Source organism: Chloroflexus sp., from assembly GCF_056331925.1.
Genome location: NZ_JBWGQH010000041.1, coordinates 1 through 14,538 on the forward strand (window position 1 = coordinate 1; position 14,538 = coordinate 14,538).

Genomic DNA, 14,538 nt, shown 5'->3' on the forward strand with positions numbered 1-14,538 from the left:
CCAAGAATTTGACCATCCGATTGAGGGATAAGTCTGATTTTAGAAAGATTTTTCGGCCAAATATAATCTTATCAGAATATGCCATTCGTCAACGATATCTGATGATTAAGGTGCAAGAAGACGCATGTATCTTCTTCGTCCAGCGGGTGTTACACATGTAATTGTACCCTTTGAACATGGCTATCTCCCTGTGTCTACTTTGGAAGGAACGGTAGTAGTCTGTTTCGATACAAAATCGTGAGGATTGATATAGTGACAAACGCTTCAATAATGACAACAGCAATTGCTATACCAGTAGCACCTATAAACATACACAAGCTAATAGCAACAGGAAAGTAGATAAGTGATGCTAGCATACATATCACGTTCAACCAGTTTGTTTTTTCGAGGGGCATGAGCCAAGATATGGCAAGTGATCCAGAAGCTGCTACAAACGGAATAGCTATTGATAGTGTGCGTAAGATGTGAACCGATTCATAAAACTGAGGTCCGAGCAGTAGATTGATAATACTTGGCAAAAAAATATTTAACACGATTGTGATAGTCAAGCTAAAAACTAACAGGATTGCCAATGAAAAGTTTACTACTGATTTTGCGCGTTGCATATCCACAGATACGAGACTAGAAACTCTTGAATAAGAGGATTGAATTATCGGATGAAAAAGAGTAAGAATATATTGGTAAATTCTATGTGCTCCTGCAAACGCCCCGACTGTTGAGGGCGACGCGAGTGTTCCTAGTATAAACAGATGCGCAGATGTATACGGTATGGTGGATAGTTGAAAAACAAGGTTGATACTACTCTTTTGCAAGAAAACGAATACATCTTGCCAACGTACTGAAAGTATCTTTATTTTGTTTTTATTAATAATGAGAATAGTTGCTGCTCCGTATAGTATTATACTTGAAAAACCACTGATAAAAATGGGAAATATTACATCACTTGGTTTTTGAACTAACCAAAAGACGAATATTATCGTAACTAGCTTATTACTGACATCTAAAAGTGTAATGATGTTTATTTTCTCAAATCCTTGGTATATCCAGTTCGGATTGAATGCAGATGCTAACGCACAAAGACCTAAAGCGATCAGCAGTTTTTGTTCCAGGTGAGGCTCTGGAACTAGATTCAAAACTGGAGATAGTTGAAATACTAGAAGAAATACGAAGATAAACAATAGAAGAATTGCTTTTGACCAAAAACCTGCAACAATGATCCGTTCTACGGAATCACCGACTGCCAGCATCGCAGCTATCTTTCGTGAACCGTAAAGAAAAGTTCCAAAATCCATAAAGATCTGAATGTATGATACCACGACCTGACTAGTAGCAAGCACTCCGTAGTTTGCGATACCAAGCATTCGTGATAGATATGAAACCGTAAGTAATGATAGTATTTGATTTGTAAGTAATGCAAAATACAAATAAAAGGAGTTTTTAACTACTTTTTTTTGTGTCAAGATTTTTTTGTATTTGAACTTTATTAATTGTATCATAACTAATAGATCAAATATAGTACGTATAGTTGTAGTGTATGAGCGTTCTTTACTATAGCATAGCCTGATGATGTTGTCAAGTATTCTTACTTGCTGAGGCACTCTGTTTACATTCAAAGTACATTAGCTTGAGTAGCACTAGTCCAGGGAACCAAGCTTGCGGTACTTCCCAGTATACCTCACCCCAACCTAGAAAGAAGAAAAATAAAATACCCCACGTCAATATAAATCTTTCTGTTGGAGAAGAGTGTACGGCTCGATTTACTTTGTTCAGTATTATTAGTAATAATAGTATTGCAACCATGACACCTAAATAACCCCACTCTGACAATACTGCAATCCACGATGAATGAGGTGCTGCGGTCGAACTTCTACCAAACGCCGGATTCTCAGATTGCTCAATTTTCAGGGGAAGTAGGTATTTTATCTGTGCCTGAGTAGTTATCTCAGAAAAATTTTTTGTCCATTGACTACCAAAATAGAGACCGGTGCTTATTAGTCCAGCTCGACTTGCGAATTGCCCAGGACCGAGCCCAAATAGTGGGAAAAAACTGTACTCCTCAGGTAGGTCTCGAAGGATAACAGCTATGATAGCAGTCCGGGGCGTATCTCGTGATAGATAATGACCTGATAATAGATTTTGAGTGTTTAAGGGTTGGAGAGAAAGCAAAGTGAATGATGTAGTTGAGATCAATACCGCGATAATATATATACCTTTAGAATATTGTATTGTTAATCTCCGAAGATTTATCTTTACTAAAATCGTCATGGCGCTTATAAATAGAGTTACCCCAAGTATAACTATGACATGAAGTGTTGATGCTAACACCAAGCTGGTCGCTCCAATGAAATAAATAACGTATGCTAATAAGTTTCTTTTTCTTACATCTTTCCAAAGAAAAATAAGAAGTAACGAAATGCCTATAGAAAACATCGGATTAGAAAAGGACAAGTCAGGCTCTAGGTCGGGATGAAAAGTTCCTTCAACTATGTCTCCAACACCAAGATCTGCGCTTCCTGACCTTATGAAGCCATACAAAAATTGTACTATAGCAAGGATTGATTCAATAAGTAAGAGTATCCATGCAAAAAAAGATAGTTTTTTACAAAGAACGTCATACTGAATAGATTTATTGTATGGAAAGATCATTAAAATCATCAATCCTGACCAAGTCATAAAAGCCACAAAGGAGTTGACAATCTGGAAATCAGGGTTAATTATTACATAGAAAATGGTTTGGAAAGTCCAACTTATTACTAAAAGTATGAATAGTGCAAGAAAATGCCAGTGAGGTATGAGCAACGATGTTGAGAACAAGAAAAGTAGTGGTGCAAGATAACCTAATATATTACTCGGCGACCACGAAAACAAGGCTACCGCAATATATATCCAGTAAAGTATGCGAGTGTTTCTGTTCATAACCGGTGATCAGGGTGACAGCGATTGTTGCCTAAAGGCACGGGGCTAGGATAAAGTGTACTCAGAAATTTGTCAAGTTATTTCGGTGAGAATAGTTGACGATACTCTGATCGTACAAATAAACTTGGGATGTACGGTTCGCGTACAGGTTCGAAGCCGTACTGTTGCGGATCATTGAAAAAGCGCCGGATCTCGGGAGATAAAACATCGGGTTCGGGTAAAATAATGATGTCAGCTTCTTCAAGGTGATCCATGAACATATCATCATTGTTACGGTGTTGTATTACCTTTTTGAACTTTGGGATATACAATCCAGCGGCGTCGTGTGTCACTAAGACTGTTAATTGAGCCTGTTGCACAGAGGGTAATGTATTCAAGAAGCGTAGTGCCGGCGTGTGCCATTGCATTTGCCATGGCATTTTCAATTGATTGTCGTATGGCATTGGAGTGAGTAAGAACATTAATGAGACTGTTAATACTAATTCAGTTAGGCGCGGTGGCGTTCGGGCTTGATTAGCGGTATACACAACTATAATATAGAGAAGCAAAGGGATTGTAAATAAAAGTAAATAATGAGTCCTTGGAAAGAGGAATATTATTGTATATAAGAACGGTACTGTGCAAGTAATTGTCCATACTCGCAAGCGGTTATGCTCTTTGGAAAAAAGTAGCTCACTGATTGAGCGACGAGTAAGATGAAGGGTCATCAAAAATGCCACCAGTGCCATGAAGAGAAGTACCCAAAAGTAGAGTTTGGATATTCGGTCAGCGTTGACATCAACTAGAACAACACCTACAGGTAACAGCGCTGCCATATGGTACAATCGGATTACATTTTGTACCACGTGACCTAGGATGGCCGTCGGGTTGGCTAAAAAAGCCTCCCAAACAGTATCTGCTTCGCCAAAGACGGTCTGCATAACGATTCTGTGATCTTCCCAAGGATCTAGCGGGCTAGTGTTCCATGTTATCCAGCTCGTTGCAAAGTGCTGAGAGAATGCTACGAAACTGCGTCCCTCGGTCACCGGAACTCCTTGCCAAGTCAGGAGAGCAAGTTGCGCGCAGCCGGTTATGCCCATGGTTATCCATGGTAACAGTCGTTTTTGGCGATAATCACGGATGAGGTCGATCAGAACAATACTTAATCCAATAATGTAGGATAAGAACAATTCCGGTCGAACATAGCTAGCTGCCAGTAAGCCGGTAGTGATAGCCAAGCTGCTCCGACTACGGGATCGAAATAGATTAATCGCGGAGAGACTTAGCAACACAATGAATAGCCCAAAGTGTGATACGCGCGGCCATGTCAACACGTTGATCGACGAGATGAGCAATAACCATGCCGCGACCGCACTGACCATCGGTGTAACTCGATTGAGTCGGCAGAGCAGGTAAAACGCGAGAACTGGTAGGAGGGTGGTCATACGCCAGTTCAGATAGTAGAGGTCGATGCGATCAGGTGTAGCCCACTGGAGCAGCCAGTACCATAGGCCGTACAGCGGGCCGTAGTCGGGGAAGAAGGTTAGGGTAGTGCCCTGATAGAGATAAAAAAGCTCATCAGCAGTGGCGTCTACTTCGAGGCTGTGTTCTATGCCACTACATAATTTAAACCAAGCTATCACCAAGAAGCAGACAATCGTTGCGTCGACAAAGAGCTTTTGAGCAGCACGCATTCTTTGCTCCAGCTTGATTGTTTAACGGAAGAAAAACGAGAGTTACTACCGCCATGACTTGGTGATACCTATTGCTATGATAACATACTTACCATATTCTGTGGAAGTGAGGAACCGGTCATCGCATTCTTGACGGATAGGGTGCTTTCGGCTAGGATCGAACTGATCCTAATATTGATTGCGACGTTCACGGTGAACGTCATCCAGCGATTTGAGGCAGGCATGGGCGTAGCGCTCAATCACACGATTTTTCGTGCCTATGACATTCGTGGCATCGTCGAGGTTGATCTCGATGAAGGGATTTATGAGTTGCTTGGGCGGGCGGCGGGCACCCTGTTTCGCAACGAAGGTCGCCGGCGGATTGTGGTAGCGCGTGATGCGCGGCTGAGTTCGCCTCGCTTTCAGGCGGCGTTGATGGAAGGGTTGCGCACCACCGGGATGGACGTGCTCGATATTGGCATGGTAGCGACGCCGGTGATGTATTTTGCTGTTGAGGCGTTAGGCGCTGATGCCGGGGCGATTGTGTCGGCCAGCCATAACCCGCCGGAATTCAACGGTCTGAAGCTGCGCCGTGCCGAGCCGCGCTTCGGTTCCGAGCCGCTGCCTTCGGAGGCGATACAAGCGGTGGGAACGATTGCCGCTAGCGGTCATTTTGCGCAGGGCGCTGGCCATTACGAGCAGGTTGACATTGGCCCGGCCTATATCGAGTCGGCCCGACGCTGGATCAATTTCGGCCACCGCCGTCCGCGGGTGGCGCTCGACGGCGGCAATGGCGTGGCCGGCCCACTAGCGATGGCGATGTACGAGGCGCTCGGCATCGAAGTGATCCCGCTCTTTATTGAGCCGGACGGCACCTTCCCCAACCACCATCCCGATCCGCTGAAAGTTGAGAACTTGCGCGATTTGCAAGCGGCGGTGCGCGAGCATCGCGCTGATCTCGGTATTGGTCTTGATGGCGATGGCGACCGGCTAGGGGTGGTGGATGAGGCCGGTGAAGTGGTGTTCGCCGATCGCTACCTGATCGCGCTGGCCAAGGCCATGCTGACCAAGCGTAAGGGGCCGGTGGTCTTTGACGTGAAGTGTAGCGCCGTGTTGCCACAGGCTATCCGCGAGTTGGGCGGTGAGCCGGTGATGTGGAAGACCGGCTATACCAGTTTGTCGGCGAAGATGCGTGAAGTTGATGCGGTGTTGGGCGGTGAGTTGAGTGGTCATACCATCTTCCCCTTCCCCGGTCGCTATTTTGATGACGGTGCGTTTGCGGGGGCGATGCTGTTACACGCACTCGGGGAGCTAGGGCAGACGCTGCGCGAGGTGTTGGCCCCATATCCGGTGTTACCGTCGATTGATGAAGGTCGGATACCCTTCCCCGAAGAGCGCAAGTTTGCCGTGATCGACTTCCTGCGCGAGCGGTTTGCCGGCAAGTACCCGCTGATTGACATCGATGGCGTGCGGGTTGATTTTGGTGATGGCTGGGGATTGGTACGGGCCTCGAATACCGAACCGGCAATTACCACTCGTTTTGAGGCCCAGACGTGGGAGCGTGTGAGCGCAATTCGCGATGAGATGTTGAGCGTCGTTGAGGAGTTTCGCAAACAGGCATGAGCGTGTATCGACGCCCTTTGTTACAGGCGTGGGAAGCTGCGTATACCGCAGAGCTGACACTCGATCAACTACGCCGCCGGGCAGCGACGGTAGGTGCAGTATTGGCATCACAGCGTGCTCGTTGCTTGATTGCCTTCGATACGCGCTTTCTCGCGAACCTGTTTGCGCAAACGTTGGCTTACGATCTCCTAGCGCAGGGCGTTGAGGTGATGTTGGCCAATGCACCGGCGCCATTGCCGGCCATTCACCACGCCCTTGATCAACGGATAGCCGATTGTGCGCTCTATGTATCGGCGCGTAATCGGCCGTATTATATCGGTGGCTTGCTCTTGGTTGCTGATGACCAGAGTGGGCTGAGTCTTGATCCAGCACGTGATCCACTCCCACCGGTTGTCTTTCCACCGACGAAGCCGTTTAAAGAGACGATTGATCTACGCTCGCCATACCTCGATGCGTTGCGCCATGCCCTCGATCTCGATGCGATCCGGCGCTTGCCGCTGACGTTTTTTGTTGATGCAATGGCCGGTACAACCGCCGGTATGGTGACGGCGCTGTTCGGTGAGGGTGGGCAGGCGCGCGCGATTGAGATTAACCGTGATCCCGATCCTCTCTTTGCGCGAGGTGCGCCACAGCCGTTCGAGTCGCCGCTCAACCGGTTGCGCAAGTTAGTACGCGAAAGCGATTCACACCTCGGTGTTGCGCTGGCCGGAGATGGAACGGCACTGGCCGTGGTTGATCCGTCGGGCGAGGTGCTCGATCCGTTCGAGGCGAGCCTATTGTTGGCCGCTCATGTGGCTCAGTATCACCGGCAGCGAGGGTTGGTGATCGCTCCCCCACCATCGCCACACAGCTTATTGCGCACGCAGCCAAAGCAGTTGGCGGCCTGGCAAGAGGCGAATGGAATGAAGATCGAGTTAGCCGGTGATAGCCTGCACGGTGAACGGCAACCGGTAGTGGCAATGACAACCGCAGGTGAGACATTGCTCAGTCGCTGGAGTACATGTCCCGATGGTTTACTGGCCGGGTTGTTGTTCTGCGAGGCGGCAGCACGGAGTAATGGTGGGTTGCGTGCGCTCTGTGCCACGTTGCGTAGCCAATTTAGTGCATAAGCTGGGATACCGATTTGACAATGTTCTGGCGACTGATTGTGTTAACGTAATAGCCAGAAAAGACCGTTTGGTTACCTCATGAAGAACATCTTTAACCGTCTTAATGCACTGCGCTACCTCATCCCATCACTCTCCCTCACCTTCGCCGGTGTCGTGTTGTTGTCGCTCGGTGTTGCCTATCTGTTTATTCACGCCTACCGCACTGTTGAAGGATTGCCCGATATTGTCTGGTGGCTGACGCTCCAATTCCTTCCCCGTCCGTGGCGGGGGGTCTTATTGCTTGGCGCCGGTTTGGCTGTCTTGGTCGGTGGGATCTGGCAATTGAGCGGTGTTGTGGTGATCCCGCGTCCTAGTCAGTTACCGACCAGTAATGAGTTGGTGCTTGGGTATGACCGTGCGAGTTATCCTCGCCGAATCGCGGTCATATCCGGTGGAGCCGGGATGCTGGTATTGTCGAGTCTGAGCGAACAGGTCGACCGGATGACCTGCATCGTTCCGATCACCGATCCAGTAGAGTATTATTATCGGGCGTCGGGATTGCTCAATCAACCAAATGTCTACTACGTGGTACCCACACCGATTCCACTCGAAGTCATTGCCGAGCTTGACGATAGTACGCTGATAGATGTGCGGCACATCCACCTACATCCCGAATTGGCCGATCGGCGGGTGCAGCGATTGCGTTTGACACAAGCCAACCCACCGCCGTTAACTCGAGTAACGGTGGAGGCCTTGCAAGAGGCCGATGCGATTGTGTTGGGGCCGGGCAGCCTGTTTGAAAGTATTCTGCCGAATTTCTTGCTGGCCGAGTTTGCCGAGGCAGTACGCACGAGTCCGGCCAAAAAGATCTTTGTCTGCAATCTCATGACCGAGCCGGGACGCACGACCGGCTTTCGCGTGGACGATCATATTCGGGCAATTAAGGAATATGCCGGGATTACCCCGGATTATGTGTTGGTGAATGCACAACGGATCGATCCAGAAACGACACGTATTTATGCCGCTGCCCATCAATCGCCGGTCTATCTCGATCCGGGCGATTACGAAGAGTTGGCGACGTTGCCGGGTGATGTGCATGGCCGACGTGGAGTGATCATCGAAGGAAGTATGGTGATCGAGGCTGATTTGTCGGCTGCGGTGATCCAATATACGACCTCACTCGACAATCCACAACAGAGTCGCGCAGTCCGGGTATTGCGCCACGATGGTCAAAAGCTGACGGCAGCTCTGCTCGAATTGTTGCGGCGAGTGTGAATACCCGCCGCTGTCCGCACTCGTTACCGATTGACTAAGGGGATGTAGATCGTAGCTTGGGTTGATGGTGCGCCACCTGGTGTCGGGGTAGCGGTGGGCGTGGCGGTCGCTGTGGCAGCCACCGTCGGTGTCGCCGTCGGTGTCACCGTGGCTGTCACCGTCGCCGTCGCCGTCGGTGTCGCCGTTGGGCTAGCAGTAGCAGTGCTTGTCGGCGTTAGCGAGGGTGTGTTTGTTGGTGTCGGACTCGGGTCGGGTTCAGGCGGCAGATCGGTACAGAGTACGTTAGCCCACAAGGTAGCCATTGCGCCAAACCCGGCAGTGGTGGGATGGATGTTATCGGCGCTCCCATTACTCGGATTGGTTGTGATGATCTGATCCTGATGGGCGTCGAAATAACTGTAAAAGTCAGGGCCGAGCCGAATCGGCGTCGTATCGTCGAGTTCGTCAACCAATGCAACGATGCTGCTGTTGAAAGCCTGCGTTGTGGTGCGGCGGATAGTTGCTTGGCTTGCCGTGCCATCGTTGCGCCATGGCAGCCGGGCAACCCATAGGGCAAGATCGGGGCGGTCCTGGCGGAGGGCATTGATCACCGCCCGTAGGTCTTCTTTGTACACACTGGCCGGCATAAGGTTGTTGTAGATGTTGGTGGTTGACGTTGCTGTTGCGTCGTTGGTACCTACCTGTAAGAGTATCTGTTCGGCACCGAGATCGGCGATGTGCTGGCGGTAAACTGCCGCTTTGCCGAGAACATTGAGGTAGCCTGCGATACCAATCCGGTCTGAGCCGGTCGTATTGCCGTAGAGGTCACGAGCCGTGCGAATGCCGCTAAAACCATCATTGAGGATAAAGACCGGACTATTGAGACAAGTGGTCAAGAGGTTGTTAAGCTCGATCTGATAACCAGCATAATAGATATTGGTATAGCCGGCACTGTCGGCTTGCGTATTATCCGCTTGTGGATAGTTGCGACCATCACTGCTGCGTGGGTACCCGCTACCGCTTACCGGCGGACTGGTGAATGGGTAGCCATCACTGGCACCGGTAAGGGCTGAACCCGGTGGCACTCGGTAAAATCCCCACTTGCCGGCGGTAATCGAGTCGCCAATACTGATGAACACTCGTCCGTAGCCGACCGGGGCGATGGTGCGGCTCAGCGATCCGGTCGTGCCATTTACAAGGATGGTGGCTGTTACGGTATACTCGGCACGGCGTGGTAAGGTAATGGTTGCTTGCCAGCCATCGCCTGCCGTTGTATCGTCGATGGTCTGGGTGAAGCCGGGACCATTGACAGTAAAGCGCACCCCATCAAACCCACTGGGCGGATCGGTTACGGTTGCTTGCAGCCGCAAAACCGGATCGGTCTGAATATAGGGAATCTGAAACACATCTTTGGTGGTCAGTGGGCCAGGGGCGGGTGATGAAGCTGCCGGGAGATCGGCATCGATGATCAGCATGCCGGTCACCGGATCGATCGGGCGTGGTGTGCCGTTGGCATCGAGAATCGTTAAGGCGAGTACCGGTTCACTTTGTGCCGGACGGATGGTAAAGGTTCGAGTTGAGGTTGAACCGGGTGGCAACAGGTGGAGATACTGGATGATCAGATCACCGGTCGCCTCATCATACTCGGTCACATAATCAATGCCGGGAGTAAGGGTCACACCGGCGCGTTGGACCGATGGTGCACCACCGGTCCAGTTTCTCACTCGTAGGCGCGGATAGCGCACGATCCCGTTCGATGGAGTAATCGCCACCGCTCCGTTGGCTGCTAATCCGACCCCAGACGTTGAAGCAATACCGGCTAATGACGGGGCAGTGGTTGTTTTAGGTAACGCCTCACCGGCCCATGCATCGAGGAAGAGGAGCCAATGTTGGCTCGACGGTGTGATCGCGACCGGTTGGAGAAAAGCTCCAGAACTGGTGTCGGGAGTGAGATGAGGCCCGCTGATAGTGGCCTGGCCGTTAACGGATATGGCAATCTGACCGCCAGCCCATACTTCATAGGTTACGGTGGTAGGACCGGTGGTGTAGGTGATCTGTGCTCGCACGGGTGATGAGTGCATGAGCATCGGCGTAGTGGTGATCGGTTGGTTTGCCGAGGTTTGCACTTGCACCAAGACCGAATCGGATACAACAAGATTATGGTTCCCTGCCGGATCACGTCGTAAGTCACGCCATGCACTAATACCATGAGCGCTGAACGTGAGGGCAAAGCGGTATGGCATGACCACATCGATCTGTCCATCAGGCCCTGTTTGCACATGTAATCCGCGATTAAGCACTTGGGCCACGGCAGGTGGTTGTAACGTGCTACTCGCCGCTCCCAATCCGAGCAGAACGGCGATGCCAATCAGGATAATGCGATAGATAGGTGGTAGCGACATAGAACAATTCTCTGCCCAGACGTTAATCACTTGCCATCTGTCGTTTCCACAGCGGTTCACCCACAGCCTGTTCGCGCGGCTTGGGTTCGGTCATCGGTAGTGGCATCGGTTGTTTGAAGGTCGGTACGAGCCGATGCAAGGTACGGAGGAGCAAGGCCGTATCTTCATTAAAGGCTGCCATCTCGAGGATACGGATCTGATCGGCGAGTGCGCGAGGGACAAACTGTGAAGCGTTGCGTGCGATAAAGATTTTGGCGTGCTCGGTGCGCTGATATTCCTCACCCTCGATAAACAGCTCTTCGTACAGCTTCTCGCCGGGACGGAGGCCGGTAAAGACGATATCAATATCGCGTCCGACCTGTAAACCGGACAGCTCGATCATATCGCGCGCGAGATCGACGATGCGGATCGGTTCACCCATATCGAGGACAAACACTTCGCCGCCCTTCCCTAACACCGAGGCTTGGAGGGTCAATTGAACCGCTTCAGGGATGGTCATAAAGAACCGGCGCATCTCCGGATGGGTAACGGTGACCGGACCACCGGCGGCAATCTGCTGCTTGAACGTCAATACGACCGATCCGCGTGAACCGAGCACGTTGCCGAAACGTACTGCGACGTATGCTCGTCCGGTTAATCGGGCCGCTTCGTGAACTAGCAGCTCGGCTACCCGTTTCGTGGCCCCCATCACACTGGTGGGATTAACAGCTTTATCGCTCGAGATCATCACAAAGTGGCTCACGTCAACCTGCATTGCCGCTCTCAGGAGATTGCGCGTACCGAGCACGTTATTGGTCACCGCTTCAGACGGATGCAATTCCATCAACGGCACATGCTTGTGCGCTGCCGCGTGGAAAACGATCTCGGGTTGGTATTGTTCAAAGATATGCAAAACGCGCTCGGTAAAGCGAATATCGGCAATGACCGTCGTCAGTTTGGTTGTTGGCAGCGCGATCCGGCGTAGCTCCTGCTCGATGGTAAAGACCGAGTTCTCGCCGTGGCCAAGGATGATCAGCTCTTCCGGCTGAGCGCGCAGGATTTGGCGGCAGAGTTCCGAGCCGATTGAACCGCCGCCGCCGGTGACCATCACGCGCTTGCCACGTAACAGATTATGGACGGCGACAATATCGGTTTGCACCGGTTTCCGACGCAATAGGTCTTCAATCTGCACGTTACGCAATTGATTAACGCTAACCTTCCCGTCGAGCATTTCGTAGAGACCGGGCATAATTTTGGTTTTGACCCCGGTTCGTTCGCAGAGTTCGACAATGCTACGAATCTCTTTGCCGGTGGCCGAAGGCATCGCGATGATGACCAGATGTGCATTATATTCACGGGCCAGGCGCGGTATGTCGAAGCGATTTCCGAGTACCGGTATGCCGTAGATACGCATACCGAATTTAAGGGGGTCATCATCGAGAAACCCAACCGCTACCATACCGAGTTGCGGATTATCACGCAATTCACGCGCGATCATCGTACCTGCCGAGCCGGCACCCATAATCAACACTCGTTGCTGCTTACCGTTGAGTTCACCCTTACGCTTGCGTTGCATTAGCTGATGGTGCCAGTGCAAGCGTGATAACAGGCGTGGCCCGATCATCGCAGCGAGGTTAAAACCGAAGAAGATAACCGGTACCGACCGCGGGAGGAGAGCCATTGGTATGATACTGGCGACGATGAACGTGGTTGGTGCGGTGATGATCATAGCGAGTGACACCGCTGAAATAAGCAATAGTAGTTCGTCAATGGAAGCGTAGCGCCAATAGCGTGCATAGACACCCAATTGTCGAAAGACAAAGAGGTGGATCGGTGTAGCGAGCGCTGCCAGTATAAACCAACCCATAAGTGCTGCGCCTGACGGTAATTCGTCAAGACGTACCACAAAGCTCAAGTAGGCGGCGACAGGTAACAAGATCGTATCAAGCAAGAAAAAATAACGATTGCGGGTGGGTGAAGATAATTCGAGCTTCAAGTCGAGCTCCTTCCCGGTTGCTCCTGCTGGAATCAGTACAACACGACTTGTCGGTCAGTAAGATAACTATTACTTCGTTAGTCGTCTTTCTGCCTAAAATCCTACGCTCTGTAAGTGAACAAGTGATGTGGGTTTGACAGTGAGGTGATGAGAATCTTGTTAGAAAAGGCAGTATTCTCGTTTCGCTTGGGTGTACAGATGGTTTGCACCGTTCATTGTCTCACTGCCGGTAATGCTCTGTGAAGCGTCAATGCTAAGATAGCCCTTCCGCGTCGTTGGGGGGCACATTTGTAGGAAGCTGAGTGGACGGAGAGGCCGGGTATCGAATGAGCGAATATGTCAACGAAGATGGTATGTATCTTTTCCTCTCAGCGTGCTGAAAAGAGCGGAAGAGCACGTTATGCCGTTCCCTCTTGCATGAGGAACCGACCGTAACTCAGGCGGCGAGGGCAGCGCGCAGCCGTTCTACTACCTCGCTCACCTGAGCTTCGCTCATCACACTGGAAAAAGGAAGAGCCAGTGATACGTCGCCGAGGCGTTCGGTGATGGGAAAATCACCGCGTTCGTAGCCGAAGCGTTCTTGGTAGAAAGGTTGGAGATGGATCGGAGTAAAGTACGGACGGCTAGGAATGCCGGCAGCCGCGAGACGTTGCATGACGGTGTTGCGATTGGCCGGTGGCAGAATCCGCACCACATACACAAACCAGCTCATGCGCGTTGTGTGGGGACTGAGCTGAGGACACTCAACCAGTTCGAGGTCGGCCAGTTGCTCGTGATACCACGCCGCGACTTGGGAGCGGCGGGCAATGAGTTCTTCGATCCGACTCAATTGCACAACACCTAAAGCTGCGCTCAGCTCGTCAAGTCGATAGTTGTAGCCGAGCCGCGTATGGTTGAGCCATGCATCGAAGACATCACGGCCCTGATTGCGTAACGAGCGGAAGAGTGTTGCCCATTCATCGTGAGGCGTCACGATCATCCCACCCTCGCCGGTAGTCATCTGCTTGTTGGGATAGAAGGCAAAGACAGCAGCATCACTCAGCGTACCAGCCATGCGCCCTTTGTAGGTTGATCCAATGGCTTCGCAAGCATCTTCGATCACATACAAACCGTATTCGGCAGCTACGGTGTTGATCGGATCCATATCGGCAGGTTGGCCAAAGGCATGCACCGGCATAATTGCCTTCAAGGTGCCGATTGACCCGTGTCGGCGTGGCAGCCAACGGGTAGCAGCAGCACCACCGCGCATCAGATCGTGTACTGCCTCGGCAACGAGCTGCGGATCAATGTTACCGGTGACCGGATCAACGTCGACGAAGATGGGAATGGCCCGTTCGTAGAGAATGCTATTCGCCGAAGCGATAAACGAGAATGGTGTGGTAATCACCAGATCGCCGTCACGCGCTTCGGTGGCGATACAGCAGAGATGTAAGCCGCTGGTTCCAGAGTTGACACCGATGGCGTGCGGAAGACCAACATAGCGAGCCATTGCCTGCTCGAAAGCAACTATCTGCGGTCCAATGCTTAAATAGCTGGTCTGCAACACCTGATTGACGGCAGCAATCTCGGCGGCAGTAATGTCTGGGGATGACATTGGGATCGACACAATCTACCTCCTCAGCTTGGCG

Annotated in this window: 9 protein-coding genes; 3 read left to right on the forward strand and 6 right to left on the reverse strand. The window is 51.1% G+C overall.

What is annotated here, in order from left to right:
- Positions 1–194 precede the first annotated feature (194 nt).
- The 3 genes from AC01ZF_RS16785 to AC01ZF_RS16795 all read right to left on the reverse strand — a co-directional run bounded on the left by AC01ZF_RS16785 (position 195) and on the right by AC01ZF_RS16795 (position 4,589).
- A complete protein-coding gene (locus AC01ZF_RS16785) occupies positions 195–1,496 on the reverse strand; it encodes an oligosaccharide flippase family protein (protein WP_428132696.1) in 1,302 nt (433 codons plus the stop codon).
- Between the two features lie 76 nt (positions 1,497–1,572).
- Entirely contained in the window at positions 1,573–2,673 is a 1,101-nt protein-coding gene (locus tag AC01ZF_RS16790) for a hypothetical protein (protein WP_476575522.1), read from the reverse strand.
- A gap of 320 nt (positions 2,674–2,993) precedes the next feature.
- Positions 2,994–4,589, reverse strand: a complete 1,596-nt coding sequence (locus AC01ZF_RS16795; RefSeq protein ID WP_476575523.1) for a hypothetical protein — start codon at positions 4,587–4,589, stop codon at positions 2,994–2,996.
- A 174-nt stretch (positions 4,590–4,763) separates the two neighbouring features.
- Here AC01ZF_RS16795 and AC01ZF_RS16800 point away from each other — a divergent pair, with 174 nt between their 5' ends.
- The 3 genes from AC01ZF_RS16800 to AC01ZF_RS16810 all read left to right on the forward strand — a co-directional run bounded on the left by AC01ZF_RS16800 (position 4,764) and on the right by AC01ZF_RS16810 (position 8,554).
- Positions 4,764–6,191, forward strand: coding sequence for a phosphomannomutase/phosphoglucomutase (locus AC01ZF_RS16800; RefSeq protein ID WP_476575524.1), 1,428 nt, complete (start codon positions 4,764–4,766; stop codon positions 6,189–6,191).
- Positions 6,188–7,300 carry a phosphohexomutase domain-containing protein gene (locus tag AC01ZF_RS16805; RefSeq protein ID WP_424677000.1) on the forward strand — a complete coding sequence of 371 codons (1,113 nt, stop codon included), beginning with the start codon at positions 6,188–6,190 and terminating at the stop codon, positions 7,298–7,300. The genes AC01ZF_RS16800 and AC01ZF_RS16805 overlap by 4 nt, the downstream gene beginning before the upstream one ends.
- 78 nt (positions 7,301–7,378) lie before the next feature.
- On the forward strand, positions 7,379–8,554 hold the full coding sequence (locus tag AC01ZF_RS16810) for a 2-phospho-L-lactate transferase CofD family protein (RefSeq protein WP_424677001.1): 1,176 nt from the start codon (positions 7,379–7,381) through the stop codon (positions 8,552–8,554).
- Positions 8,555–8,577: 23 nt separating this feature from the next.
- Here AC01ZF_RS16810 and AC01ZF_RS16815 read toward each other — a convergent pair whose 3' ends face one another.
- From AC01ZF_RS16815 to AC01ZF_RS16825, 3 genes are all read right to left on the reverse strand, one after another.
- Complete coding sequence (locus AC01ZF_RS16815; protein WP_476575525.1) at positions 8,578–10,935, reverse strand: SGNH/GDSL hydrolase family protein; 2,358 nt, start codon at positions 10,933–10,935, stop codon at positions 8,578–8,580.
- Between the two features lie 22 nt (positions 10,936–10,957).
- Complete coding sequence (locus AC01ZF_RS16820; protein WP_424677003.1) at positions 10,958–12,910, reverse strand: polysaccharide biosynthesis protein; 1,953 nt, start codon at positions 12,908–12,910, stop codon at positions 10,958–10,960.
- 436 nt (positions 12,911–13,346) lie between these two features.
- The gene (locus tag AC01ZF_RS16825; RefSeq protein ID WP_424677004.1) at positions 13,347–14,516 is read right to left on the reverse strand and encodes a DegT/DnrJ/EryC1/StrS family aminotransferase; all 1,170 of its coding nucleotides are present in this window, start codon (positions 14,514–14,516) and stop codon (positions 13,347–13,349) included.
- Positions 14,517–14,538 lie beyond the last annotated feature (22 nt).

Bases quoted from the DNA above. Each gene is read 5' to 3' on its own strand.
- AC01ZF_RS16785 (WP_428132696.1), bottom strand. From the start codon at position 1,496: ATGATACAATTAATAAAGTTCAAATACAAAAAAATCTTGACACAAAAA.
- AC01ZF_RS16790 (WP_476575522.1), bottom strand. From the start codon at position 2,673: ATGACTTGGTCAGGATTGATGATTTTAATGATCTTTCCATACAATAAA.
- AC01ZF_RS16795 (WP_476575523.1), bottom strand. From the start codon at position 4,589: ATGCGTGCTGCTCAAAAGCTCTTTGTCGACGCAACGATTGTCTGCTTC.
- AC01ZF_RS16805 (WP_424677000.1), top strand. From the start codon at position 6,188: ATGAGCGTGTATCGACGCCCTTTGTTACAGGCGTGGGAAGCTGCGTAT.
- AC01ZF_RS16810 (WP_424677001.1), top strand. From the start codon at position 7,379: ATGAAGAACATCTTTAACCGTCTTAATGCACTGCGCTACCTCATCCCA.
- AC01ZF_RS16815 (WP_476575525.1), bottom strand. From the start codon at position 10,935: ATGTCGCTACCACCTATCTATCGCATTATCCTGATTGGCATCGCCGTT.